This is a genomic window from Kocuria arenosa (assembly GCF_042879215.1).
Classification (GTDB): Bacteria; Actinomycetota; Actinomycetes; order Actinomycetales; family Micrococcaceae; genus Kocuria; species Kocuria arenosa.
Genome location: NZ_JBHZTA010000003.1, coordinates 468,696 through 493,768 on the forward strand (window position 1 = coordinate 468,696; position 25,073 = coordinate 493,768).

Below are 25,073 nucleotides of genomic sequence, written 5' to 3' on the forward strand. Positions count from 1 at the left end.
GCGTTCTTGTGGTTCGGGTGCCCGAACGGCGTCGGGGCACCAGGAATCTTGTTGTTTGGCCAGATGTCTCTTTAAGGATGGGAGTGTTAATAACCCTTGTGGAATCTGTGGATAACTGCCTCTCGGCCAGCTCCTGGGCGGCCCGGGCCTGTTGAGTTCCTGTGGTTCGGGCTCCACCGAAACGGCTGCTGCCGGTGGACGAGATCCGCGTGGTTCCGCGGGTTCCACAGCCCTCCCCCGGGTTGTACCGAGGTTCTCCACCGATCGGGCGGGGAATTCCACAATCTTATCCACAGGTGTGGGTTCTGGCCTGTGCACAGGCGCTCCACAAGGGCGGGAAGTCTGTGCAGGAAGGTACCGGCGGGCCCGGGATCCCGCGGGTGGAGCCTGTGGACGAACTGCACGAAAAAGGGCCCGGCGGTGATCCGCCGAGCCCTTCGAGGAGGGGATGGGTCGGGCTCAGCCCTCGCGCTGCTGCTGCTTGATCCGGTTGGTGAGCTCCGTGACCTGGTTGAAGATCTGCCGGCGCTCGGCCATCAGCGTCCGGATCTTGCGGTCGGCGTGCATCACCGTGGTGTGGTCGCGGCCGCCCAGCTCCTGGCCGATCTTGGGCAGGGACATGTCGGTGAGCTCGCGCAGCAGGTACATCGCGATCTGCCGGGCGGTGACCAGGGTGCGCGTGCGGGACTTGCTCTTCAGCTCCTCCAGGCTGATGTCGAAGTAGACCGCGGTCTGGGCGAGGATCGAGGCCGCGGTGATCTCCTGCGCGCCGTCGTCGGTGATGAGGTCCTTGAGCACCAGCTCGGCCAGGGGCAGGTCCACCGACTGCTTGTTCAGCGAGGCGAACGCGGTGACCCGGATCAGGGCGCCCTCGAGCTCGCGGATGTTGGTTGAGATGTGGGAGGCGATGTACTCGAGCACGTCGTCGGGGGCGTCCATGCCCTCGCTCGTGGCCTTCTTGCGCAGGATCGCGATGCGCGTCTCCAGCTCCGGGGGCTGCACGTCGGTGATCAGGCCCCACTCGAAGCGGGAGCGCATGCGCTCGGCGAAGCCGGTGAGCTGCTTGGGCGGCATGTCGGAGGTGATCACGATCTGCTTCTCGTGGTTGTGCAGCGCGTTGAAGGTGTGGAAGAACTCCTCCTGCGTGTGCTCCTTGCCCGCGAGGAACTGGATGTCGTCGATCAGCAGCATGTCCACGTTGCGGTAGATCTCCTTGAAGGAGGAGCCCTCGTCGTCGCGGATCGAGTTGATGAAGTCGTTGGTGAACTCCTCCGAGTTCACGTAGCGCACCCGCACCTGGGGGTAGAGACGCTTGGCGTAGTGGCCGATCGCGTGCAGCAGGTGCGTCTTGCCCAGCCCCGACTCCCCGTAGATGAACAGGGGGTTGTAGGCCTTGGCCGGGGTCTCGGCCACCGCGAACGCCGCGGCGTGGGCGAACCGGTTGGACTGGCCGATCACGAAGGAGTCGAAGACGTACTTGGGGTTCAGCCGCGCGGAGCTGTCCCACTCCCCCACCACGGCAGGAGCGGTGCCGGTGTCCTGGACGGCACGGCGGGGCGGCGCGGCCTGCGGGTCCCGGGGCGGCGGCAGGGTCCGGTCGGCGGGGCCGGGTCCGGAGCGGGGTGCCGGCTCCGGGGGCGGAGCCATGAGACCCACGGGCTGCCGGTCGAGACCGGTCGTCCACTGGTCGACCTCCACCGCGTCGGCGGTGTCCGCGTGGTCGACCCGCGCGGGCAGGTCGGTGCGGTTGCGCTCCGCCTCGAGCTCGCTGATCGGGGGCAGGGCCGCGGTGGGCGCCGAGGCCCCGGCCTCCGGCGCGGGGGCGGTCTCGAGGTCGGCGTCCACCACGAACGCCACGAGCGTCTCGGGACTGAAGGCACGGCCCACGGAGGACCGGAGCACGGAGGCCATCTGGTTCTGGAAGAACTCGCGGGTGAGCTCGTTCGGGACCGCGACGAGCAGCGTGGTGCCGATGAGGCCCTGGGGCTGGGCCAGGGAGATGAACCCCCGGTAGCGCCCCGTGGTCATCGGGTCCTCGTACATGTACTGCACGCATTCGGCCCACTGCGCACTGAGCGCCTGATTGTCCTGCGTGCCCACGCGTACTCCTGCTGTCGTCGAGATGTCGTCGGGATGACGAGGCGGTGGACAGGTCGTCCCGGCCCCTCGGCGGGGATCTTGTCCACAGCGTTGTTCACAACGGTGGAAAAGCTGTCGGGGGCCAGCCGCGAGTGCCAGCCTAGAACATGCGTCAGAGCAGTTCATAGCCGTTTTCCGGGCGCTCCGGGAACTACAGACGTGTAGTTCGGGGCCTGATCCGCGTGGTTCCGCGGCTCCGGCCGGACCGGTTTTCCACAGGATGTGATGAAGATCGGTGCACAGCTGTGGGTAGGATGTGGACTGCACAGCGGCACCGGGCCTCCCCGTGCCCGGTCCAGCACTCCACCCCCGCCCGATCCGGCTCCTCCCCCGCCGCCCCGCACTCCTGCCGGCAGCGCCGGGGCCTGCGGCCACCCCACGCTGATTTGACCCTCCCCTGCCCGTTGTCTAGGGTGAAGTAGTCTTTTGTGTCCACTGTCATGCCCATCCGCATGCTCGGACGCATCCACCAGCACCGCTGTGACCGTCCCTTTCCTCCGCGCCGAACCGGTGCGGACGAGCACGAGGACGGGCGCACACCCTGACGCCTTTGGAGTAACCAGTGAGCAAGCGGACTTTTCAGCCGAATAACCGCCGTCGCGCCAAGAAGCACGGCTTCCGTGCCCGGATGCGCACCCGCGCCGGTCGCGCCATCCTCGCCGCCCGCCGCAGCAAGGGCCGCACCGAGCTCTCCGCCTGAGCCGGTCCGTGTCGGCGCCGGCGCTTCCGACGACCGCCCCGCGACGGGCGGTCGTCGCCGTGCCGGAGTCGCCTGAGCTGTCGGCTGCGCAGGAGCGGGACCGTGCTGCCTGACCAGCACCGGATCCGGACCTCGGTCCAGTTCTCGGCCACCACGCGTTCCGGCGCCCGCAACGGGCGCCGGAACGTCGTCGTCTATGTGCGTCCCACCGGCGAGGAGCGACCGGCCCGGTTCGGCTTCGTCGTCTCGAAGGCCGTGGGCAACGCCGTGCGCCGCAACAAGGTGAAACGACGCCTCCGGGAGCTCGCCCAGACCACGGTCAGGCAGGCCCCGTACGGTTACGACGTCGTGGTGCGCGCACTGCCGCCCGCCGCCCGCGCGGACTGGGCGGAGCTCGCCGCCGACTACGCGAAGGCGTGGCGGACGGCGTCCGCGCGGGCGGGGTTCTCCGGGACCGCCGGGACCGCCGGGACGACGACCACCGCACCAGACCGACGACCCGCACGGGAGGAGCCGGAGTCATGAGCGAGCACGCTCACGCGCCCGAGGACCTCCTCGCGGCGGCTCCTCCTGAGTTCGTCCGCCCCGCGTCGGCGTGGCAGGTCCTGTGGTTCCTGCCGCAGAACGCGCTCATCGCGGGTCTCAAGCTCTACCGGACCATCGTCTCCCCCCTGTACGGGGACGTCTGCCGGTACTTCCCCTCCTGCTCGGCCTACGCCCTCGAGTCCGTCACGGTGCACGGCGCCGTGCGCGGCCTGGGCCTCAGCGTCCGCAGGCTCCTCCGCTGCCACCCCTGGGCGGCGGGTGGGATCGACAGGGTCCCGGACGGAGGTCGGGTCTTCCCCGACTTCGCGTCCCTTCCCCGGATCGTCCTGCTGAACCATCCCACCCTTGCCGAGCGCCACCAGCACCACCCCGCCGGAGGCACCGGCCCCGCGGCCCAAGGAGAGCCTTCCCCATGAACCTGTTCGAAATGATCCTCTTCCCCTTCAGGTGGGTCGTCTCCGCCGTGCTGTGGGTGTTCCACGAGATGCTCACGGCCATCGGGATGGACCCCGCCGCGGGCATCACCTGGGTGCTGTGCATCGTGGGCCTGACCCTGGTCATGCGCACGCTGACCATCCCGCTGTTCCTCAAGCAGATCAAGTCCATGCGCGGCATGCAGGAGCTGCAGCCCGAGATGGCGAAGCTCCAGGCCAAGTACAAGGGCAAGAAGGACCAGCTGTCCCGGCAGGCCATGGCCCAGGAGCAGATGGAGCTCTACAAGAGCCACGGCTCCAACCCGTTCTCCGCCTGCCTGCCCATCCTGGTGCAGATGCCGATCTTCTTCGGGCTGTTCCAGGTCCTCAACGGAGTGCCCAAGTCGGCGGCCGCCGGCGAGGGCGTGCACGTCCTGAACGCGGCCACCGTGCAGTCCTTCAACGAGGCCACCTTCTTCGGGGCCCCGCTGTTCTCGACGCTGCTCAACCCGGGCGACGGCAACCACGTGGCCACGATCCTCCTGGCGATCGTGATGATCATCGCGATGTCCGCCTCGCAGTTCTTCACCCAGAAGCAGCTGACGGCCAAGAACATGAGCGAGGCCGCCAAGGCCTCCCCCATGTACCGCCAGCAGCAGATGATGCTGTACCTGTTCCCGCTGGTCTTCGCGATCGGCGGCATCAACTTCCCCATCGGTGTCCTCATCTACTGGACCGTCTCCAACGTCTGGTCCATGGGCCAGCAGTGGTGGGTCATCCGCAACAACCCGACCCCCGGTTCGCAGGCCGAGCAGGAGCTCAACGAGCGCCGGGCCGCCAAGGGTCTCCCCCCGGTCGGCAAGACCGTGGAGGAGCACGAGGCCGACATCGAGGAGCAGCGTGCCCGCGCCGCCGCCGGGCAGCGTCAGCAGCCGGTCGGCAAGAAGCGCCAGAGGCAGCAGGCGAAGCGGAAACAGGCGCGATGACCGCGGCCGGTCGAACCGGCCCGACCCCCTCCCCGCACGGGGCCGGCGAACCCGGCCCCGTGCCTCCACGGCCTCAGGAGACGACATGACCGACATCCGGCAGACCACCCAGGACGCCGACGACGGGCAGCACGCCGCGCCGCGCGACGACGCCGCACAGGCCGCCCGGACGGAGACTCCCGCCTCGGAGCTCCCTGCCTCGAACGCCCCCGTCCCGGAGACCTCCGTCCCGGAGACGCCCGCCCCGGAGACCCCGGGCACCGACCGACCGGCCTCCGAGCCGGGATCCGCCGGGAACCGCGACGACGAGGACGGCGCGGCGACCGACCCGCTCGAGGAGGAGGGCGAGATCGCGGCCGACTACCTCGAGGAGCTGCTGGACACGGCGGACCTCGACGGCGACATCGACATCGAGGTCCGCGACGGTCGCACCTACCTGTCGGTCGTGGCCGACGGGGACGACGTCGAGGGTCTCGCGGTGCTGGTCGGCGAGGACGGGGAGGTCCTGGAGGCCCTCCAGGAGCTCCTGCGGCTCTCGGTCCTCGCGGCCACCGACCGCCGATCCCGCCTGGTGCTCGACATCGGCGGCTACCGCCTCCGCCGGGCCGGTGAGCTCCAGGACCTGGCGCGCGCAGCCGTGCGCGAGGCGCAGGAGAGCGGGCAGCGCGTGCACCTCGACCCTCTGTCCGCCTACGAGCGCAAGATCGTGCACGACGTGGTCGCCGAGCAGGGTCTCGTCAGCGAGTCCGAGGGCGAGGGGACGGCCCGGCACATCGTCGTGTCCGTCGCCCGGGGCTGATGTCCGAGGAGCAGCGACCCTCCCCCGCCCCGCAGGCGCCGCCGGTCCCGGACGACCGGGAACGGCACGCCGCCGAGCGGCTGTTCGGCGAGCGGCTGCCCCTGGCGGAGCGCTACGTGGCGCACCTGGCGTCCTCGGGCATCGTCCGGGGGCTCATCGGTCCCCGAGAGGTGCCCCGGCTCTGGAGCCGCCACGTGCTCAACTGCGCCGTGGTGGAGGAGCTCATCCCGAGCGGCGCCCGCGTGGCCGACGTCGGCTCCGGCGCCGGCCTGCCCGGGCTCTGCCTCGCCCTGGCCCGCCCCGACCTGCGGATCACGCTCATCGAGCCTCTGGAGCGGCGGGTGCAGTGGCTGGACGAGGTCGTGGCCGACCTCGGACTCACGAACGTGCACGTGCTGCGGGCCCGTGCCGAGCAGGCCAAGGACGACGTCGGCGAGATCGACGTGGTCACCGCCCGGGCGGTCTCGGCCCTGGTGGGCCTCGTGGACATCACCCTGCCCCTGCTGCGGGGCACCGGCGAGCTCCTCGCCCTCAAGGGGCGGTCCGCGGCGGACGAGGTGCGCAAGGCGCAGAAGAAGCTGGACCGCCTGGGCGTCCGGTCCACCGAGATCGTCCCGGCCGGCGAGGGGCTGCTCGAGGAGCCCACCACGGTGGTCCGGGTCCGTCTCTGAGCACCGCCGACTGCTGCCCGGCGTCGACGGTAGGCTGGGAGGAGTGTGCCACGGGCGGTGCGCCGAGCTCGGCCCCGGGCCGACGGCGATCTGACCTGCGGCGCGGCCCCAGGCGCCCCTCCCCTCCGGGAGGCGTGCTCCGACGGAACGAGTTCAAGACGAACCGGGAAGGTGCGCAGTCAGATGCCGATCGACGACGGCGCGGGAAGCCCGCAGGGCTTCGACGCTGAGTTTCCCCCCGATCCGCTTGATCAATCGATCAGGGTTGTTCCCGACCGGGGCACTCGTGTTTCACGTGAAACGGACGGACAGCTGCCGAAGATGACCACAACGATGGCGGAGGACACGCCGCTGGGGAGGAAGCTCGTGGAGGAGACCAGGCGACGCGCCAGGCTGAAAAAGATCCAGCTGGAGAAGCCCGCCGCAACGCGGATCTTCACGATCAGCAATCAGAAGGGCGGCGTGGGCAAGACCAGCACATCGGTGAACATCGCTGTCGCCCTCGCCCGCCAGGGACAGAACGTGCTCGTCATCGACAACGATCCCCAGGGCAACGCTTCGACGGCTCTCGGGGTGGAGCACCACTCCGAGGTGGACAGCACCTACGACGTGCTCATCGACGAGATGCCCATCGCCGAGGCGGTGAAGCCGTCCGGCGAGGCCGACAACCTGTGGGTCGTCCCGGCCACCATCGACCTGGCCGGCGCGGAGATCGAGCTCGTCTCCATGGTCGCGCGGGAGCACCGGCTGCGCCGGGCGCTCGAGGCCTACGCGAAGCAGCGCGAGGCCGACGGACTGGAGCGGCTCGACTACGTCTTCATCGACTGCCCGCCGAGCCTCGGCCTGCTGACCCTCAACGCGTTCGTGGCGGCCACCGAGGTGCTGATCCCCATCCAGTGCGAGTACTACGCGCTCGAAGGTCTCAGCCAGCTGCTCAAGAACATCGAGATGATCCAGAAGCATCTCAATCCGGAGCTGTCGGTGTCGACGATCCTGCTGACCATGTACGACGGTCGCACCAATCTCGCCTCGCAGGTGGCCGAAGAGGTGCGAAACCACTTCCCCGCCGAGGTCCTGGAGACCATGATCCCCCGCTCGGTGCGCATCTCCGAGGCGCCGAGCTATCAGCAGAGCGTCATCAGCTACGACCCCAGCTCCACGGGAGCGCTCTCCTACCTGGAGGCTGCGGCCGAGATCGCCCAGCGCTCCCAGCGCTGACGCATTCGTTCTGCCCTCTCCCCCGTACGACGCCCGCCTCCTTCCGGAGGCGGGCGTCGTGCTGTGCCCGGCTCCGGGGAACGTGACGGGCTCGTCGCGTTCCACGTGAAACGGCACGTCGGAATGGTCGGTTCGGCTAGAATTGTCCGGATTGCCGGGCGAGGGAGAGGAACACCGTGAGCGAACGACGACGTGGTCTGGGCCGAGGACTGGGAGCACTCATTCCGAGTGCGCCCGCCACCGAAACCCCGGCAAGGCACGAGCCGGGGCCCGGCACGGCGACGACACCGTCGAAGAATGTGGGCGAGGCCAATGGCACCGCTTCCGCGACGTCTGATGTTTCACGTGAAACGCCCCGCTCCGGCGGGGGCCCTTCGGCGCGCCCCACCTCCGCAACGGAGCGCGAGGTGGCGTCTGCCGGGTCGGGTGATCCCGACCCGGCCAGTACGAAGCGCGGTGACGGGTCACGCGCCACGACCGAGAAGGCCTCGCAGTCGCCGGACTCGGCCGCCCGAACACCCGAGATTCCTGAGCTCTCCGAAGACACCGGGTCCCCCGAAGACACCGGGTCCCCCGAAGCCGACCGGTCCGAGGTGGGTTTGGACGCCGGCGATGTCGACGACGCCCCGGACCGGACGGCGACAGCAGAGTCCAAGAAGCGACTTGCAGGGGGAACTCGCGGCAGGTCTGTCAGCCCTGCGGCGCGGCAGAAGGCCATGAAGGCGCGCATGGACATGGGCGAGGCGCTGCGCAACACGACCCTGGTCAGCCGTCCGTCCGACATGTTCTTCCTGCCCTCGACGAGCACGTCGGAGGACGGGGAGTCGCCCTTCCTCGCCGACGCCCCGTCAGCACCCCTGGGGACGACCTCGGACGGCGCCGTAGGTGTTTCGCGTGAAACATCATCCGCCCCGGACGACACATCGAGCACGGAGGGCACCGCGGCGCCGGCACGGGCGCGTCGGAAGACGGTCGGTCCGGAGCCGACGCTGAACATCCCTGCACCCCGCGCGGCCGACAGCGCTGAGGCCGACGTTTCACGTGAAACAGACACCGATCGGGAGGCGCTGGCGGCAGTGCCGGGCGCCACCTTCGCCGAGATCCCTGTGACGTCCATCCATCCCAATCGCAAGCAACCGCGCCAGATCTTCGACGACGAGGAACTGGCGGAACTGGCGTACTCCATCGGCGAGCTCGGGGTGCTGCAGCCCATCGTGGTGCGTCCCACCAGGGAGGACGGTGAGCAGTCGTACGAGCTGGTCATGGGAGAGCGCCGGTGGCGTGCCACCCAGCGCGCCGGGCTTCCCACCATCCCGGCGATCGTCCGGGAGACCGCTGACGACGACCTCCTCCGGGACGCCCTGCTCGAGAACCTGCACCGCAGCCAGCTGAACCCGTTGGAGGAGGCCGCCGCCTATCAGCAGCTGCTGGAGGAGTTCGGCACCACGCAGGAGGAGCTCTCCCGGCGCATCGGCCGCTCGCGGCCACAGATCAGCAACACGATCCGCCTGCTCCGGCTGCCGCCGCTCGTCCAGCGCCGGGTGGCGGCCGGTGTGCTCTCCTCGGGACACGCACGCGCTCTGCTGTCCCTCGCCGATCCGGCGGAGATGGAGCGGCTTGCGCAGCGCATCGTGGCGGAGGGCCTCTCCGTCCGTGTCACGGAAGAGGCCGTCCAGCTCACGGAGGCGGGGGAGCGCAAACCGCAGCGGAAGACTGCTCCGGTCGGTCGGAACAAGGAGCGGCTGGACTACATCGCGGAGGCGTTCTCCGACCGTCTGGACACCAGCGTCCGGATCGCCCTGGGCGCCCGCAAGGGCAGGATGACCATCGAGTTCGCCTCCGTGGAGGACCTGAACCGGATCATCGAGGTGCTCGACCCGGGGATGGACCGCTCCTAGTTCCCTCGCCATGGAGGAAGCCCCGGTGTTCCACGTGGAACACCGGGGCTTCCTCATGGGCGAGGGGGTCGCCAGCGGGTTCAGCGTCCGTTGTACTCGGCGACGTCGTCGACGCTCATGGTGCCCGTGGGGACGTCGTCCTCGGCGAGCAGGAACATGCGCTGCAGCCCGAAGACGACGGCCTCCGCGAGATGGTTCCGGTGCTCGGGGTCCGCGAGGGCGGCGCGGTCTGCCGGGCTGGAGAGATAGCCGAGGTCGAGCCAGATGGTCGGCGCGTCGTGGGACCGCAGGAGGTCCCACTGCCGGGCGTGGGTGCCGAGGTCGAGGGCGCCCGTCCGGGCGACCATCTCCTTAAGCACGACCACGGCGGCCCGTTCGCCGATGGGGGAGTAGATCTCCGATCGGTCCTGCTCGCCCCAGTAGTAGGAGGCCACGCCGCCGGCGGCGGGGGCAGCGTTCCAGTCGCAGTGCAGGGTGACCACCACAGCGTCCGTGCGGCCCCCGGTGACGACCTCCTGGACGGAGTCGACGGTCGGCACGGGCCCGCCGAGGCGGTCACGGAGCGCCCCACCCGGAGAGACCACCGCGGGTTCCGCCCCGATCTCGCGCAGCAGCTCGAAGGCCCGGAGGGCGACGTCGCAGGTTACCTCGTCGGCGCGGTCCCGGAAGTCCGGCGCCGCCGCCGCGGGCGGCTGCTGACCGGCGGCCCCGGAGGGAACGAGCACCACGGAGCGGCCGCGCAGGGCGGACGTGGCGCGCTCCAGGCGGTGGTACTCGCGCAGGGAGAATGCCTTGGAGGAAGTGATGTTCTTGTTGATCCGGGCGAGGGCGGCGATGGTCTCGCGGTCCACCACGCCGGTGGTCCCGAGTCCGAGGCTCTGCTGGAGCTCCATGACCGCGTGGTGCGTGCTGGTGCCGAACACCCCGTTGAGGGGACCGTAGTAAAAACCCAACCGTGAAAGGTTGTGCTGAAGCATGTTGACGTCGTCGCCCCGGAGGGGGTGGTCCTCGTCGGCGTAGAGCGGGCGGTCGCCCAGGGCGTACTGCGCCTCGTTGAGGCACCGGTCGGTCTCCGGGCCCACCAGGCCGTCGACGATCAGCCCGCGCTCCTGCTGGAAGGCCCGCACGGCGGCGTCGACGTGGTCGTCGAAGTAGGAGGGGTTGTTGACGTCCTGCGGCGCGAGGTAGGCGACGGTGACGCCGGCCCGGAGGAGCCGCTCGCGCAGGCTCACCACCCGCCGGCTCGTCATGGTCCGGCGAAGCATCGGTTCGGTGTCGTCGTTGTTCACGGAAGTCCCACGGGTCGGAGGGGTCGGCGGGGTGCCAGGACAGCGGCTCGTCCGCCCCTCCCCGGACGGGGGAGGGGCGGACGAGCCCGAGGTGTCGCAGATGACGGTGGAACCGCTCAGTTCCCGGCGACGAGGTAGTCGGCGAACTCCTTCTCGAGGGCGCTCTTCGGCTTCGCGCCGATGGCCTTCTTGACCACCTCACCGCCGGAGAAGAGGTAGATGGCCGGGATCGACGTGATGCCGTACTGGGAGGCGACGGCGGGGTTCTCGTCGACGTTGAGCTTCACGACCTCGACGGTCCCGGCGTGCTCGGCGGCGATCGCGTCGAGGACCGGGCCGACCATGCGGCAGGGGCCGCACCACTCGGCCCAGAAGTCGACGATGACGGGCTTGTCCGACTCGAGGACCTCGGTGCGGAAGTCGGCGTCGGTGACGTTCTTGGCGGCGCTCATGTTTCTCCTTGTCCGGCGCCGGGCACGCAGTCGGCGTGCCCGGACCGCTCTGGGTGGAAATCGTGCGGGAGGCGGATCTGGTTCTATTGTGACCCATGCCGGTCAGGGCGCCGGCAGGCGCCCTGACCGGGACGGCTCAGCTGTGCAGGACCGAGCGGTCGTGCAGAGCGGCGAGGTAGTGCTCGGTGTCGACGGCTGCGACGCATCCGGAGCCCGCGGCGGTGATGGCCTGGCGGTAGGTGGCGTCCACGACGTCGCCCGCGGCGAAGACCCCGGCGAGGCTCGTGGTGGAGCTGCGGCCGTCCACCGCGATGGTGCCGTCCACCGTGAGCTCGAGCTGGTCCTCGACCAGGGACGTGCGCGGATCGGAGCCGATGGCGACGAACAGCCCCGTCACGGGCAGCTCCGTGCTCTGCTTGGACTCCGTGTCGCGGACGGTGACGGAGCGGACCTTCTCCTCGCCGTTGATGCCCACCACCTCGGCGTTCCAGAGGACCTCGATCTTGGGGTCCTCGAAGGCGCGCTGCTGCATGATCTCGGACGCGCGGAAGCTGTCCCGCCGGTGGATGATGGTGACCTTGGAGGCGAAGCGGGAGAGGAACGTCGCCTCCTCGAGGGCGGAGTCCCCGCCGCCCACCACCGCGATGTGCTGCTCCTTGAAGAAGAACCCGTCGCAGGTGGCGCACCAGCTCACGCCGTGGCCGGAGAGCCGCTTCTCGTCCGGCAGACCGAGCTCCCGGTACGCGGAGCCGGTCGCGAGGATCACCGCGTGGGCGCGGTGCACGGAGCCGTCCTCGAGGGTCACGGTCTTGACCTCGCCCTCGAGCTCGAGGGCCACGACGTCCTCGTAGCGGATGTCGGCGCCGAAGCGCTCCGCCTGCTGCTGCATGTTGGACATCAGTTCCGGGCCCTGGATGCCGTGGATGAACCCCGGGTAGTTCTCCACCTCGGTCGTGTTCATCAGCTCACCGCCCGCGGTCACGGACCCGGCGAACACGATGGGGTGGAGGTTGGCGCGCGCCGCGTAGACGGCCGCGGTGTACCCGGCGGGGCCGGATCCCACGATGATCACCTCGTGGACGGTCTCGTCGTCCGCGCCGGCCGTCGGCTCGCCGGTCGGGGGAACGAGGTTCAGGGCGTTGATCACGGGACCGAAGTCGGGGCTCACTGTTCTGCAGACCTTCCGTACAAGAAGCGGCCGGGCACGCCGACCGCAGGGACCACTGGCACAACGGGGCGCGCGCGGCGGATATTCCGGTGCCGGGCCGACCCCGCCGGGCCCCGCGGGGGAGGGGGGTCTCAGTCGAGCTGGATCTCGCCGATCCGCAGGCCGTGGTTGAACCCGGCGATGGGGTTCGTCAGCTGCGGCAGCTGCGTCCAGTTCACGATCACGTACTCGTGCTCCCCGTCCCGGGCCGCCGCGGAGAGCGGGACGGTGATCTCCGGGCCCGTGAAGGAGCCGGAGGCCACCTGGTCGGCGCCGTCCAGGGACGGGGTGTCGTTGACGTACACGTCGAACAGCCCGCCCGAGCCGGCCGACTGGTTGAGCCTCAGCGTCGCCACGGGCGCGGGCTCCTCGAGCTGCACGGCGAGGCCCACGCTCGGCGTCCGGTTGCCGAAGTTCGGATCGGAGAACCCGTAGCTGATCCAGTAGGTGGACGGGTTGCCGTCGACGATCTGGCCCAGCTGCGCGTCCTGGTCGGCCATGAAGCCCGGGTCGGTGGGCACCACCCGGGTGACGGCGCGGGGTTCCGGGGCGGCGGCGGGGGTCTCCGGTTCGGCGCTCGGCTGTCCCTGCTCCTCACCCGCCGGCTCCTCGGCGGGCGCGCTCACCGCGGGCTCCGGGTCCTCCGACCCGGCGAAGAGCCCGCCCAGCCGGTCGAAGCTGAACACCACGGCACCGATCAGCAGGGCCAGCAGCAGGAGCAGGAGCAGCAGCAGGCCCCTGCCGCCCTTCTGGGGCCGGTCTGCGGTCTCCTCCGTGCGCGGCGGCGCGACCGCGGCGGCCTCCTCCGGCCCGAGGGCCGCGTCCGGGCGCCCGTCGTCGTAGTCGTCGTAGCTGTCGTAGCGGTTGTCGCCGTCGTAGCCGGGATCGATGTCCGTCCCGGCCGTGCGGACGGCCGAGGCCGCGGTGCCGCTCGCCGCCGCACGGTCGAAGAGCGTCGACCGGGTGGAGGTGGCGCTGACCCGCACGGGCCGGCCGAGACGGGTGCGCACCGAGGGTGCGGGCGCGGCGTCGTCGTAGGAGTCGTCGTCCCGCCACCGCGTGACCTTCGGCTGGGGGGCCGCGCCGCCGAGGTCGTCGGAGGCCTCGGTCGCGACCACGGGGGTCGGGCTGGTGGGGTCCGGTTCGTCGTACGCGTAGGACCCGCTGCCGCTTCCGCGCGGAGCGCCGAAGATGTCGTCGCTGAGGGACTCGTCCTCGACGTCGTCCGGCTCCACGAGCAGGGAGTCCAGCATGTCCGCGGCCGGGGTGTGCGAGGTCACGAGGTAGGTGTGCGCCTCCGCCTGGCCCAGGTCCAGGATCTGGAAGGGGGCGCCGATGGTGCCGTTGGCCATGGAGCGGGCGTTCTCCACCAGCAGGGACGTGTGCCGCTCGGCGGGCAGCAGGATCGACACGCGGCGGCCGAGGATCTGGTCCTGTCCCTCGAGCACGTGGTCGCCCTCGGCGGTGGCCATCACATCGGTGACGACCTTGTAGCGGCCGCCGAGGACGGAACCGAGCTTCATCGGTGCGGGCACGTTGGCTCCCTGGGGGTCGGGAATTCGCGGAGGGGGCCGGAATTCGCAGGCGGGGGTGGCCGGCGGGGCAGAAGGGGTGTTCCTGACCCACGTCACCGACCACTCAGCACTTTACCGGTCCCGGCGTCCCGCGGCCGAGAGCCTCGTCACACGGTCAGCGGCCGAGCCGGGCGAGGAGCGGGCGCACGAGGCTGTCGAGCTCCCGGACGCGGCAGAGCTTCAGGGCGCCCAGGTAGGCGATCCCCATGACGGTCCCGCCCACGGCGACGGTCGCGATCGCGGTCAGCTGGTTGGTCCAGGGGAAGCCGGCGGGGTCGTAGCCGCCGAGCAGGAACAGGGCCGCGGCGCCCACCGCGCCGGCGAGCAGGGACGCCACGAGGATCCGGGCGTGGGCGTCCACGATCCGGGCGACGTCGTAGTCCCCGATCCGGCGGACCAGGACCACGTGGTAGATCAGCGCGCTCAGGACGTTCTGGGCCGCGTAGCACCCGGCGACCGCGAAGACGATGAGGTCCGGCGGGACGAACGACCAGATCAGCAGGGCCGAGGCCACGGTGAAGAGGGCGACGCCGACCTGCACCAGGAACGGGGTGCGGGCGTCCTCCTGCGCGTAGAACGCGCGGCCGAGCATGAAGGAGATCGACATGAAGGGCGCGCCGATCGCGATCACCGTGACCACCTGGCCCACCACGGCCCCCGCGGAGGGGACGCCGCCGCTGAAGAGCATGCCGAGCGGGCCGGCGAAGACCACGAGGGCGACCGTGGCGAAGACCGTGGCCACGCCCGTGATGCGCAGGCTCGAGGACAGGGACGCGACCATGCCGGCCCGGTCCCCGTCGGTCGAGGCCGCGGCCATCCGGTTGAACAGCACCGTGGCGATGGACAGCCCGATCACCCCGTGCGGCAGGGAGTACAGCATCGAGGCCTGGTTGAGGGCCGCCACGCCAGCGATCTGCTGCGGAGGGTCCATGGCGAGGTACTCCGGGCGGTAGCCGGTGGGGATCGCGGCGACCTTGGTGAGGGTGAGGAACGCCAGGTTGGCGAGGACCCCGGTGGCGAGGGTCCAGCCCGCGAGCCGTGCCGCGGTGGAGAGCCCGATGCCGCGCCAGCCGAACCTCGGCCGCAGCCCCAGCCCGAGCCGGCGCAGCGGCCAGAACAGCACGAGGGCCTGGGTGGCGACGCCCACGGTGGCCATGGCCGCCAGCCAGAACGTCTTGGCCGGCGTCCAGTTCTCCAGGGTGTGCGGGTCCTGCTGGTAGGCGCCGAACTGCTGGACGAACACGAGCAGCGCCGCGATGGCCACCACGTTGTTGACCACCGGCGCCCACATGTACCAGCCGAAGGCGCCGCGGGCGTTCAGGACCTGCCCCACCACGGTGTAGAGGCCGTAGAAGAAGATTTGCGGGAAGGTGAACAGCGCGAACGTCAGCCCGAGCGAGAGCTGCGCCTCGGTCCACTCGGTGCCCATGGTCCGGATGATGGGTCCCGCCAGGAGCACCACGACCGCCGTCACGCCCAGCAGGGCGAGCACGGCGAGGGTGAGCAGGCGGGAGATGTAGTCGGCCCCGCCGTCGTCGGCGGTCCTGGAGGCCTTGATGATCTGGGGCACCAGGACGGCGTTGAAGATGCCGCCCGCGACGAGGACGTAGATCAGGTTCGGCAGCGTGTTCGCGAGCTCGAAGACGTCGGAGACGGTCGTGACGGAGCCGATGGCCACCGTGATGAGGACGGTCTTGACGAACCCCAGGGCGCGGGAGACGAGCGTGCCCGAGGCCATGATGGCGCTGGAGGCCGCGCCCGAGCGGCGGGCCGGGGTGCTCGTCCCGGTCGCCCCGGAGGGCTCCGCGGTCTCAGAGCTGGTGGATGATGTATTCACGGGCGATGTCGGCGATGCGCCGTTCGTTGGGGAAGGACAGCTTCCGGCCGAGGTCGTCGATGTCCACCCAGGCGACGTCCACGGCCTCGTGGTCGGGGTCGTTGTCCGTGGTGAGGTGACCGCCCGTGGCGCGCAGCAGGAAGTGGTGCACCGTCTTGTGCACGCGGTGGCCGGAGACCGTGAACCAGTAGTCGATGCTGCCCAGCGGGCTCAGCACCTTCCCGGCGATGCCGGTCTCCTCCTCGATCTCGCGGATCGCGGCTTCCTCGTTGGTCTCCTCGCCCTCCGGGTGGCCCTTGGGCAGGCACCACTCGAGTCGTCCGCCGCGGTTGATCCGGGCGATGATGGCCACCGGGTGGGACGGCGTGCCGAGGTCGACGACGATCCCTCCGGCGGAGACTTCCTCGACCGTGGGCAGCGCAGCGGCCGGTGCGGTCGGCCGCTTCTTCGGTGCGCTGGGGACGGGGAAAGCCATGTCTCCTACCTTGCCACAATCGCCGGGGCTCCTGTCGGAGCGCGGGAAGGGCCCCGGCGGCCGGTCCCGGCGGGTCGCCGCGGCGGGGCCCGCGCCCCGGGGTCTGGAACAATGGGCGGCACCATGACGCAGCTCCCCGACGCCCACGCGATCCATCCCGCCGCCCTCGACCTGGGGCGGCGGTTCTCCGCCGCCGGCCACGAGCTCTCCCTCGTGGGCGGCCCCGTGCGAGACCTCTTCCTCGGCCGGCCCGCCCTGGACCTGGACTTCACGACCGACGCGACGCCCGACGAGACGCTCGCCGTGGTCACGGGGTGGGCGGACGCGGTCTGGGAGATCGGCCGGGCCTTCGGGACCATCGGGATGCGCCGGGGCGACGTCCAGCTGGAGGTGACCACGTACCGGGCCGAGGCCTACGACGCCGACTCCCGCAAGCCGCAGGTGGCCTTCGGCGACTCGCTCGAGGACGACCTGTTCCGCCGCGACTTCACCATCAACGCCATGGCCCTGCGGCTGCCCGGCCTGGAGCTCGTGGACCCGCACGGCGGGATCAAGGACCTGCACGCCCGGGCGCTGCGCACCCCGGGCGCCCCGGAGGACTCCTTCTCGGACGACCCCCTGCGCATGATGCGCGCCGCCCGCTTCGCGTCCCAGCTCGACGTCGAGGTGGCGCCCGAGGTGCGCGCCGCCATGACCGGCATGGCGGAGCGGATCGCGATCGTCTCGGCCGAGCGCGTGCGGGAGGAGCTCGTCAAGCTGGTCTGCGGGCGCCGGCCCCGCCGGGGCGTCGACCTCCTGGTGAGCACGGGCCTCGCCGAGGTCGTGCTGCCCGAGGTGCCCGCGCTCCGGCTCGAGACGGACGAGCACCACCGGCACAAGGACGTCTACCAGCACTCCCTGACCGTCATGGAGCAGGCCGCGGCCCTGGAGTCGGGTCCGGACGGCCCCGTGCCCGGCCCCGACTTCGCGCTGCGCTTCGCGGCGCTCATGCACGACGTCGGCAAGCCCGCGACCCGGCGCTTCGAGGACTCCGGCGCCGTGAGCTTCCGCCACCACGAGGTGGTGGGCGCGAAGCTCACCGCCAAGCGGATGCGGGCCCTGCGCTTCGACAACGACACGATCAGGACGGTGGGCCGGCTGGTGGAGCTGCACATGCGCTTCTACGGCTACGGGGACGCCGAGTGGACCGACTCCGCCGTGCGCCGCTACGTCCGGGACGCGGGGGAGTGCCTCGAGCGGCTGCACCGGCTCACGCGGGCGGACGTGACGTCCCGGAACCGGCGCAAGGTGGCCCGGCTGGCCGCCGCCTACGACGACCTCGAGGCGCGGATCGTCGAGCTCTCCGCGCGCGAGGAGCTCGACGCCGTGCGGCCCGAGCTGGACGGTGAGCGGATCATGGCGGTGCTCGGCATCCCGCCGGGGCCCGGGGTGGGGCGGGCGTACAAGTTCCTGCTGGACCTGCGCCTGGACGAGGGGGAGCTGGGGCCGGAGGAGGCCGAGCGGCGGCTGCGGGCCTGGGCCGCGGACGCCCTGTGAGCCCCCGGTCCGGCACCGGCCCGACGGACCGGGACACGGTGCCGCCCGGCGTCGCGCTCCACGCCGTGCCGCAGACGGTGGTCGCGAGCGCCACCGGCGCCCTGGCGCACTCCCGCGCCCGGCTCACCAGTCAGCATGCCGATCCAGGCATATATTCCGGTGTGAATGCGGTGCTCCTCGCGGCGGACGTGCCGCGCGGACGGCGGGAGGGGCCATGAGCCTGCTGGGCGGGTCCCGGAGCGGCCACCGTGCGCTCCTGGTCGGCCTGAGCCTCTACGCGGTCATGACGGCCTGGTTGCTGCGGCTGCCCTGTCGGGTGCCCGGGTGGGGCGCCGCGGAGACCCTCCCCGCGCTGTGCGCGACCGGGATCGCCCCCGGGACGGCGGACGGTGCGGGCGGGTTCTTCACGGGCGGGCCCGCGGGGGACCAGCCCGCCCTGGTCGGGATGATCACCACGGTGGTCGGCTGGCTCGCGGCCCGCCTCTCCGCACTGTCCGGGGCGGACGCGGACCGGGGCGTGCTCGCCGACCTGTCGGTGCTCCTGCTGGCCCTCGTGTGGATCGGCACGGTGGCTGTGGTCTCCGCGCTCTCCGGACGGCGCGGGGCGGACGCGTTCGTGCTGGCGCTCGCGCCGGTGGCGGTCCTGGTGGGCTTCGGCACGTGGGACCTGGTGGCCGTGCTGCTCATGATGCTGGCGCTGCTGTTCCACGTCCGGGGCAGCCCCGTGCCGGCGGGGATCGTCCTGGGCCTCGCGGCCTCCGTGGCGCTGTTCCCCCTGGTCGTCCTCGTGGCCGTGCTGCTCCTGGCCGTGCGGTACCGGCAGTTCCGGGACTTCGCGGTGGTCCTGACCGGGACGGTGCTCACCTGGGCGCTGGTCAACGGGCCGTTCCTGCTCACGGCCCGGGACCGGTGGGCGCGGCAGCTCGGCACGCCGTGGGACGGGCCCGTGGAGGGCTCCTCCCCGTGGGGCGTCTGGGCCCGGGTGGAGCAGGCGCGCACGGGCGCGGCCCCGGACCCGGCGGGCGCGGGGCAGTGGGCGCTCCTGGTCCTCGTGCTGGGCTTCGTGGCGGTGCTCGTGCTGACCCTGCTCACCCGGCAGGAGCCCAGCGTCGTCCAGATCGCGTTCCTCCTGCTGGCCGTGCTCGTGCTCTCCGGCCCCGGCTACTCGCTCGTCCACGCGCTCTGGCTGGCGCCCCTCGTGGTGCTCAGCCGGCGCAACTGGCTCGAGTTCGCCGCCTGGCAGCTCGCCGAGGTCCTGTGGTGGACCACCCTGGTCCTGCCCGAGCCGACCTGGCCGGTGCTGCCGGGGCTCGGCCTGATCGGCTGGGACGCCCAGGACCTGCTCGCCGCGGTGCGCGTGCTGCTCCTCGTCCTCCTCGTGGTCGCGGTCGCGGTCGACGTCCTGCGGGGCGGGCAGGCGCGACGGATCGGCATCTCGGAGCCCGGCTGAGCGCCCCGGCTCCGCCGGGAGGGGGAGACCCGCGGCGCCACGCCCGCACGGATTCCTCCCGAGGGTGGTGCCGTCCCGCACCGGCCCTCCCGTAGGTTGGGGGCGGAGAAGAACGACGAGTGCTCGGGAGGAGCGCCGGTGATCGAGATCGAGAACCTGACGAAGACCTACGGCGGCAAGACGGCGGTGGACGACGTCAGCTTCACCGTCCGCCCCGGCAGGGTCACCGGGTTCCTGGGGCCCAACGGGGCCGGCAAGTCGACCACGATGCGCCTCGTCGTCGGGCTGGAGTCCGCGACCCGGGGCCACACCCGCGTCAACGGCAGGCCCTACCCCCAGCACCGGGCGCCGCTCGCGGAGGTCGGGGTGCTGCTGGACGCCAAGGCCGTCCACCCCCGGCGCACCGCGCGCGCGCACCTGTCCGCGCTCGCCGCGACCCACGGCATCCCGAGGTCCCGCGTCCAGGAGGTCGTGGACCTCACCGGGCTCGGGGCCGCCGCCGACAAGCGGGTGGGAGGGTTCTCCCTCGGCATGGGCCAGCGCCTCGGCATCGCCGCGGCGCTGATCGGCGACCCTCACACCGTGATCCTCGACGAGCCCGTCAACGGGCTGGACCCCGAGGGCGTCGTGTGGGTGCGCCACCTCGCCAAGTACCTCGCCTCGGAGGGCCGCACGGTCTTCCTGTCCTCCCACCTCATGTCGGAGATGGCCCAGACCGCCGACCACCTCGTGGTGATCGGCCGGGGCCGGATCCTCGCGGACGCGCCCATCCAGCAGATCCTCGCCGGGGGCCGCACGCGCACCCGGCTGCGCACCACCGACCGGGAGGCCCTGCGCCGCGCCCTGCAGGGCACGGACGCCGGCATCACGGAGTTCGACGACGACGGGCTCCTGGTCACGGGGCCGGAGCCGCGGCGCATCGCCGAGGCCGCGCTCTCCCACGGGGTGCTGGTCCACGAGCTCACCCCCCTCACGGAGACCCTCGAGGACGTGTACATGGCCATGACCCAGAACGAGGTCGAGTACCGCTCCGGCGGCGCTCCCGCACCGACCGACCCGGCGCCCTGGGCGGGCGCCGACGCACGAACCGGAGACCGCGCATGAGCACCAGCACCTCGACCGCCCCCCGCCCGCAGACCGGTGCCCCGGACGGCGCCGGGCCGTCCGATCCCGCGTCCCGGGTGCGGCTGGGCTTCGGCCGGGTCCTGCGCTCGGAGTGGATCAAGTTCCGGTCCCTGCGCTCGCACTGGATCCTCCTCGGCATCGCCCTGCTGCTCTCCCTCGGCTTCGCCGCCCTCTCCGCCTCGAGCGCGCTGACCTTCATCGACTTCAACGAGCAGGCCGCCCAGGAGCAGGTCGACGCGATGCTGGACGGCCGGAGCCCCGAGGAGCTCGGGCTCACCGAGGAGGACGTCCAGCAGCAGAAGGACGAGTTCCTCGCCCAGTCCGAGCAGCAGATGACCGAGGGCTCGGGGCTGTCCCTGCCCGAGGGCATGGGCTTCGGCGAGTACATGGCCATGTCCAGCGCCAACGGCGGCCTGCAGCTGGTCGTGCTGCTCCTGGGCGCGCTCGCCGTGCTGTCCATCGGTTCGGAGTACTCCACCCGCTCCATCCAGACCACCATGACCGCGGTGCCGCGGCGCACGCCGGTGATGCTCGCCAAGACCGTGGTCCTCTCGGCGGTCACGTTCGGCTTCGGGCTGCTGAGCGCCCTGCTGTCCCACCTGCTCGTCCAGCCGATCCTGGCCGGCGGGGACCTGGGGTACGACCTGCTGCAGGAGGCCGTGCTGCTCAACATCCTGGCGGTGGGCGTCTTCTACATGATCACCTCGTGGCTGGGCTTCGGCCTGGGCGCCCTGCTGAAGTCCACCACCTGGGGCATCGTGGTGCTCGTGGTGCTGCTGATGGTCCTGGAGATCGTGCTCTTCGCGCTGTCCTTCGAGTGGCTCGACGACGTCAAGCCGTACTCCCCGGCCGCGGCGGGCGCGCAGCTGACCTCGATGTACCAGCCCTCGGATGCCGTGCTGAACCACGTGGAGTCCGGTCTCGTCTACGGCGCCTGGGGCCTGGTGCTCGTGGCGGCCGGGGTCCTGGTCACCAGGAGACGCGCGCTCTAGCGGTCCTCCCGCCCCGGCTGCGGCGCCGGCCCTACGATGTGAGCTGGTGGGCCGGGACGCGGCCCGCACCGTCCGGCGCTCGCGCCGGACGGACCCCTGGGGGACGGGAGCTGCGGTGTCGGTGTCACGGGAGCAGGAGGCCGGCGAGGCCCTCTCCGCGGTCGACGCCCGGGGCCTGCGGCGGACGCTGCTGCACTGGCTGGCGGTCGTCGTGGTGCTCGTGAGCGTGTTCAGCTCCGTGGTCAACTGGGTCTTCGTCGACCGGGAACCGCAGGACCCGGTGGTCACGTGGCTCGGCGGGCTCGAGAACGGGCGCTCGCGGCAGCTGCTGTCCCGCACCGAGGCCGTCGTGGCGGATCCCACCCTGAGCATCTTCTCGAACCGCGTGTACCGCCAGGCCGCGGGGCGGATCAGCGGCCACGAGATCGTGGGCGTGGACCGCAGCGGGAGCCGCGCCGAGATCCGGGCGCGCGTGTGGTGGGACGGGCCGGACGGCACCCGGGACCGGGAGGAGGTCCACGTCTACCCGGTGCACCAGGTGCGGCGCAGCGGTCCCTTCAACGACCAGTGGCAGCTCGACTCCCCGGACGCCGCCCCGATCTCGATCCACCTGCCCGCCCCCCTCGACGAGCTCTCCGTCAACGGGGAGACCGTCCGCCCGGACCGGGACGAGCGGGTGCCCGACCCCCAGGGCCCCGGCGGCACGTGGCGCTTCGAGGCCCTGCCCGGGGACTACGCGATCGGACTGCCGGGGAACTCCTACTACGTGGCGGACCCGCCGCTGGAGCCGCACACCGTGGCGTTCCGGGAGCCGCGGCCGGCCACGGTGGCGCTGCGGATCGAGCCCTCGCCGAGGATGTGGCAGGAGGTCGACGACCGGATCGAGGAGTGGCTGGAGGACTGCACCGCGTCGGAGGAGCTCTCTCCCGAGGGGTGCCCCTCGTCCGGGCGCTGGGCGGCGCCGCAGGAGCCCCTCGAGCCGTCCGCGGCGGCGACCGGGGCACCGGACCCGGAGATCACCGACGTCCGGTGGCGGCTGGTCTCCCGGCCCGCCCTGGTCCTGGTGCCGGACCCGGAGGACCCGCTGCGCTGGACGGCGGACCCGCACCGGCCCGCGGAGGCGCGGCTGAGCTACGAGGAGGACGGGGAGACCGTCACGGAGCGCATCGAGTTCCCCGTCCGCGCCACCGTGCGCTCCACGGGACAGAGCGCGGAGATCAGCGTGGGCCTGGAGTAGCCGCGACCGGCGCCTTGCCGGCGGGTGCCGCCGTGCGCGCCGTCGCGCGCCGGACTCCGCCCAGCACGCGGTCGGCCAGCATCCAGTAGGCCACCCCTGCGACGAGGGAGACGACCACGGCCAGGACCGGGCTCACCGGCACCAGCGGGGGATAGACCAGCCAGTGCGTGAGGTAGACGTACAGGGACGCGGCGGCCAGCCGGGCCGTGACCCGGCGCAGGCCCACGGGCACCGGCAGGGCGGGCACCCACAGCAGCAGCAGGATCCCCGCCACCACGGTGGCCTCCCGGAGCGTGCTGTCGAAGTAGCCCGGCACGGTGAGGAGGACCAGGAGGGTGACGAGGGAGCGCTGCAGGACCGTCCGCGACCGGGCGGCCGCCCAGCCCAGGGCGAAGATCCAGAACACCGGCGCGGGCTTGGGCAGCCCCGGGTCCACGATGTCGTACCGGCTGACCAGCCCGATCGCGAGCAGGGCGAGCGGGAAGAGCCAGGGGGCGGCACGCTCGGCCCGGTCCGCCCAGGGCAGCGCCATGAGCGCGGTGACGGCCACGAGGACGTAGACGAGCATCTCGACGAACCAGAAGTGCCACTGGGACGTCAGGTGCTGGGGCCCCACGATGCCGTTGAGCAGCAGGACGTTGGCGAGCGTGTAGTCGTCGGTGAGCAGGTGGGCGACGGCGATGAACGCCACGGACGGGACCACGATCCGTCCGAGGCTGCGCAGCTGGCGGCGCAGCCTCGGCAGCCGCTCCCCGTGGAGCTGGAACCGGGCGAAGTTGTACCCCGCCACCGCGAAGAGCACGTGGGCGGTCTGGAAGGTGAACAGCTCCACGTGCGTCGTCACGATGCACACGATGGCCACCGCCCGGAGCACGATGCCGGTCTCCAGGAACGAGACGAGACCCCGTCCGCGCGGCACGGGCCGAGGGGACAGGTCGCGGACCGGGGTGAGGTGCCAGTCCGGCGGGAGGTGTCCCAGCGCCTGCTCCAGCCGCACGGAGGCCGCCACGTAGGACAGCGAGTCCCCCTCCAGGGACACGAAGGTGTCGTCGTCGCCGACGTCGGGGCGGCCGAGCACGTCGGCGAGGATCCGTCGGACGTCCCCGGGGCCCTCCGCCGGGGGCTCCGGCGGTGCCGCGGCGCGGCGGTCGGCGCCGAGGGCGGCGACCGCGGGGTAGTCCACCTTGCCCGTGCCCAGCCGGGGCAGCTGCCCGACAGCGTGCATCTCGACGGCCGGGCGCGGCAGGCCGATGCTCTCGGCCACGAGCTTGGCGAGCAGGGACGTGTCCTGCTCTCCCTCGACGGCCACGACCAGCCGCTCGTCGGAGCCGGCGGCGGCCGCGCTCACGCCGAGCTCGGAGAGGATCCGCTCCACCTGCCCGAGGTCCACGCGCAGCCCGACGATCTTGACGAACCGGCTGCGCCGCCCCACGACCTCGTAGAGCCCGTCGGCGTGGCGGCGGGCGAGGTCCCCGGTGCGCAGCTCCTCGACCGTCCGCCCGAGCGCGAGGTCGCCGGGGTGCTCCGCGTAGCCGAGCATGACGTTGGGTCCGCTGTACACGAGTTCCCCGTCCGGCAGCCCGTCCACGGGATCGATGCGCAGCGCCCCGCCCGGGATCGGCACCCCGATCGTCCCGGCGCGCCCGGCCGCCAGCTCCGGGGGCAGGTACGCCATCCGGGCGGTGGCCTCCGTCGCCCCGTACATGACCACCAGGTCCCAGCCGGCCCGCTCGCCGGCCCCGGCCCACCGGCGGACCTTCTCCGGGGCGAGCCGCCCGCCCGCCTGGGTGACGCAGCGCAGGTGCGGCAGGTCCATCTCCTCGAAGCCGACGCGCTCCAGCAGCTCGAACGTGTAGGGCACGGCGGCGAAGGACGTGGCGCGGTGGGCGCGGAACAGGTCCCAGAAGCAGGGGTCGACCACCGACAGGTCGGTCAGCACCAGTCCGGCGCCCCGGAGGAGGTGGCTGTTGAGCACCGACAGCCCGTAGCAGTAGCTCATCGGCAGCGTGGTCGCGGCGCGGTCGTCGGGGCCGATGCCCAGGTACTCGGCGATCGCCTCGGCGTTGGCAACCAGGTTCTCGTGCGAGAGCCGCACGAGCTTCGGCGATCCGGTCGAGCCGGACGTGCTCAGCAGCAGGGCGAGGTCCGGGTGCAGCTCGTGCCGGGTGCCGGGACGCCGCTCGTCCAGGACGGGCGTCCCGTCCCCGGACCGCAGCACGACGTCGGGGTCGTAGGCCGCCACGAGCGAGTCGAGGGCGGCCGGCTTGTCCGCCGGGACCAGGAGGAGCGGGTGGCCGGCCGTGAGGGCCGCGAGATAGGCCACGAGGGAGTCGACGTCGTTGGCCGCGGCGAGCACGACCAGCCGGCGTTCCGTCCCCAGGCGGCCGGCGACGTCGTCGACGCGCTCGGCCAGCTCCCGGTAGCTCAGGACGCGCTCGCCCGTGAGGACGGCGGGGCGGTCCCCGTGGCGGGCGAGATCGGCGGCGAAGGCGACCCGGACGAGGTCAGGTGGGGTGGTCACCTGCACCA

General features: G+C 71.8%; 21 protein-coding genes. 13 read left to right on the forward strand and 8 right to left on the reverse strand.

Annotated elements, in window-relative coordinates; all coding sequences use genetic code 11:
* Positions 1-459: 459 nt before the first annotated feature.
* Positions 460-2,043 (reverse strand): chromosomal replication initiator protein DnaA, encoded by a 1,584-nt coding sequence (gene dnaA, locus ACFYE3_RS08165; RefSeq protein ID WP_387607936.1) that lies wholly within the window; start codon positions 2,041-2,043, stop codon positions 460-462.
* 658 nt (positions 2,044-2,701) lie between these two features.
* Here dnaA and rpmH point away from each other — a divergent pair.
* The 8 genes from rpmH to ACFYE3_RS08205 all read left to right on the forward strand — a co-directional run bounded on the left by rpmH (position 2,702) and on the right by ACFYE3_RS08205 (position 9,370).
* The gene (gene rpmH, locus ACFYE3_RS08170) at positions 2,702-2,839 is read left to right on the forward strand and encodes a 50S ribosomal protein L34 (RefSeq protein ID WP_019181680.1); all 138 of its coding nucleotides are present in this window, start codon (positions 2,702-2,704) and stop codon (positions 2,837-2,839) included.
* A gap of 102 nt (positions 2,840-2,941) precedes the next feature.
* Positions 2,942-3,364 (forward strand): ribonuclease P protein component, encoded by a 423-nt coding sequence (gene rnpA, locus ACFYE3_RS08175; protein ID WP_387607848.1) that lies wholly within the window; start codon positions 2,942-2,944, stop codon positions 3,362-3,364.
* Entirely contained in the window at positions 3,361-3,801 is a 441-nt protein-coding gene (yidD, locus tag ACFYE3_RS08180; protein WP_368821460.1) for a membrane protein insertion efficiency factor YidD, read from the forward strand. Before rnpA ends, yidD begins: the two co-directional genes overlap by 4 nt.
* Positions 3,798-4,784, forward strand: coding sequence for a membrane protein insertase YidC (yidC, locus tag ACFYE3_RS08185; RefSeq protein WP_368821459.1), 987 nt, complete (start codon positions 3,798-3,800; stop codon positions 4,782-4,784). Before yidD ends, yidC begins: the two co-directional genes overlap by 4 nt.
* Before the next feature lie 85 nt (positions 4,785-4,869).
* On the forward strand, positions 4,870-5,583 hold the full coding sequence (locus ACFYE3_RS08190) for a Jag family protein (RefSeq protein WP_387607851.1): 714 nt from the start codon (positions 4,870-4,872) through the stop codon (positions 5,581-5,583).
* Positions 5,583-6,254 carry a 16S rRNA (guanine(527)-N(7))-methyltransferase RsmG gene (rsmG, locus tag ACFYE3_RS08195; RefSeq protein ID WP_387607853.1) on the forward strand — a complete coding sequence of 224 codons (672 nt, stop codon included), beginning with the start codon at positions 5,583-5,585 and terminating at the stop codon, positions 6,252-6,254. The genes ACFYE3_RS08190 and rsmG overlap by 1 nt, the downstream gene beginning before the upstream one ends.
* A gap of 321 nt (positions 6,255-6,575) precedes the next feature.
* Complete coding sequence (locus tag ACFYE3_RS08200; RefSeq protein ID WP_368821455.1) at positions 6,576-7,472, forward strand: ParA family protein; 897 nt, start codon at positions 6,576-6,578, stop codon at positions 7,470-7,472.
* Between the two features lie 716 nt (positions 7,473-8,188).
* The gene (locus tag ACFYE3_RS08205; RefSeq protein ID WP_387607855.1) at positions 8,189-9,370 is read left to right on the forward strand and encodes a ParB/RepB/Spo0J family partition protein; all 1,182 of its coding nucleotides are present in this window, start codon (positions 8,189-8,191) and stop codon (positions 9,368-9,370) included.
* A gap of 80 nt (positions 9,371-9,450) precedes the next feature.
* Here the strand turns inward: ACFYE3_RS08205 and ACFYE3_RS08210 are convergent, their stop codons facing one another.
* The 6 genes from ACFYE3_RS08210 to ACFYE3_RS08235 all read right to left on the reverse strand — a co-directional run bounded on the left by ACFYE3_RS08210 (position 9,451) and on the right by ACFYE3_RS08235 (position 16,204).
* Entirely contained in the window at positions 9,451-10,659 is a 1,209-nt protein-coding gene (locus ACFYE3_RS08210) for a peptidoglycan-binding protein (RefSeq protein WP_387607857.1), read from the reverse strand.
* A 116-nt stretch (positions 10,660-10,775) separates the two neighbouring features.
* On the reverse strand, positions 10,776-11,141 hold the full coding sequence (gene trxA / locus ACFYE3_RS08215) for a thioredoxin (RefSeq protein ID WP_387607938.1): 366 nt from the start codon (positions 11,139-11,141) through the stop codon (positions 10,776-10,778).
* 106 nt (positions 11,142-11,247) lie between these two features.
* Positions 11,248-12,279, reverse strand: a complete 1,032-nt coding sequence (trxB, locus tag ACFYE3_RS08220; protein ID WP_387607859.1) for a thioredoxin-disulfide reductase — start codon at positions 12,277-12,279, stop codon at positions 11,248-11,250.
* A 131-nt stretch (positions 12,280-12,410) separates the two neighbouring features.
* A complete protein-coding gene (locus ACFYE3_RS08225) occupies positions 12,411-13,853 on the reverse strand; it encodes a hypothetical protein (protein WP_387607861.1) in 1,443 nt (480 codons plus the stop codon).
* A gap of 154 nt (positions 13,854-14,007) precedes the next feature.
* A complete protein-coding gene (gene murJ, locus ACFYE3_RS08230) occupies positions 14,008-15,630 on the reverse strand; it encodes a murein biosynthesis integral membrane protein MurJ (RefSeq protein WP_387607939.1) in 1,623 nt (540 codons plus the stop codon).
* Positions 15,631-15,703: 73 nt separating this feature from the next.
* Positions 15,704-16,204, reverse strand: coding sequence for an NUDIX domain-containing protein (locus tag ACFYE3_RS08235; protein ID WP_368821450.1), 501 nt, complete (start codon positions 16,202-16,204; stop codon positions 15,704-15,706).
* A gap of 123 nt (positions 16,205-16,327) precedes the next feature.
* Between ACFYE3_RS08235 and ACFYE3_RS08240 the strand changes: the two genes are divergently transcribed.
* The 5 genes from ACFYE3_RS08240 (at position 16,328) to ACFYE3_RS08260 (ending at position 22,544) form a co-directional block, all read left to right on the forward strand.
* Positions 16,328-17,740 (forward strand): CCA tRNA nucleotidyltransferase, encoded by a 1,413-nt coding sequence (locus ACFYE3_RS08240; protein ID WP_387607863.1) that lies wholly within the window; start codon positions 16,328-16,330, stop codon positions 17,738-17,740.
* A gap of 214 nt (positions 17,741-17,954) precedes the next feature.
* A complete protein-coding gene (locus ACFYE3_RS08245; protein ID WP_387607865.1) occupies positions 17,955-19,190 on the forward strand; it encodes a glycosyltransferase 87 family protein in 1,236 nt (411 codons plus the stop codon).
* 138 nt (positions 19,191-19,328) lie between these two features.
* Positions 19,329-20,294, forward strand: a complete 966-nt coding sequence (locus ACFYE3_RS08250; RefSeq protein ID WP_387607867.1) for an ABC transporter ATP-binding protein — start codon at positions 19,329-19,331, stop codon at positions 20,292-20,294.
* A complete protein-coding gene (locus ACFYE3_RS08255) occupies positions 20,291-21,307 on the forward strand; it encodes an ABC transporter permease subunit (protein ID WP_387607870.1) in 1,017 nt (338 codons plus the stop codon). The genes ACFYE3_RS08250 and ACFYE3_RS08255 overlap by 4 nt, the downstream gene beginning before the upstream one ends.
* Positions 21,308-21,428: 121 nt before the next feature.
* A complete protein-coding gene (locus ACFYE3_RS08260) occupies positions 21,429-22,544 on the forward strand; it encodes a hypothetical protein (protein ID WP_387607873.1) in 1,116 nt (371 codons plus the stop codon).
* Here the strand turns inward: ACFYE3_RS08260 and ACFYE3_RS08265 are convergent.
* Positions 22,525-25,065 carry an AMP-binding protein gene (locus ACFYE3_RS08265; RefSeq protein ID WP_387607876.1) on the reverse strand — a complete coding sequence of 847 codons (2,541 nt, stop codon included), beginning with the start codon at positions 25,063-25,065 and terminating at the stop codon, positions 22,525-22,527. The genes ACFYE3_RS08260 and ACFYE3_RS08265 overlap by 20 nt on opposite strands.
* Between the last annotated feature and the right edge of the window lie 8 nt (positions 25,066-25,073).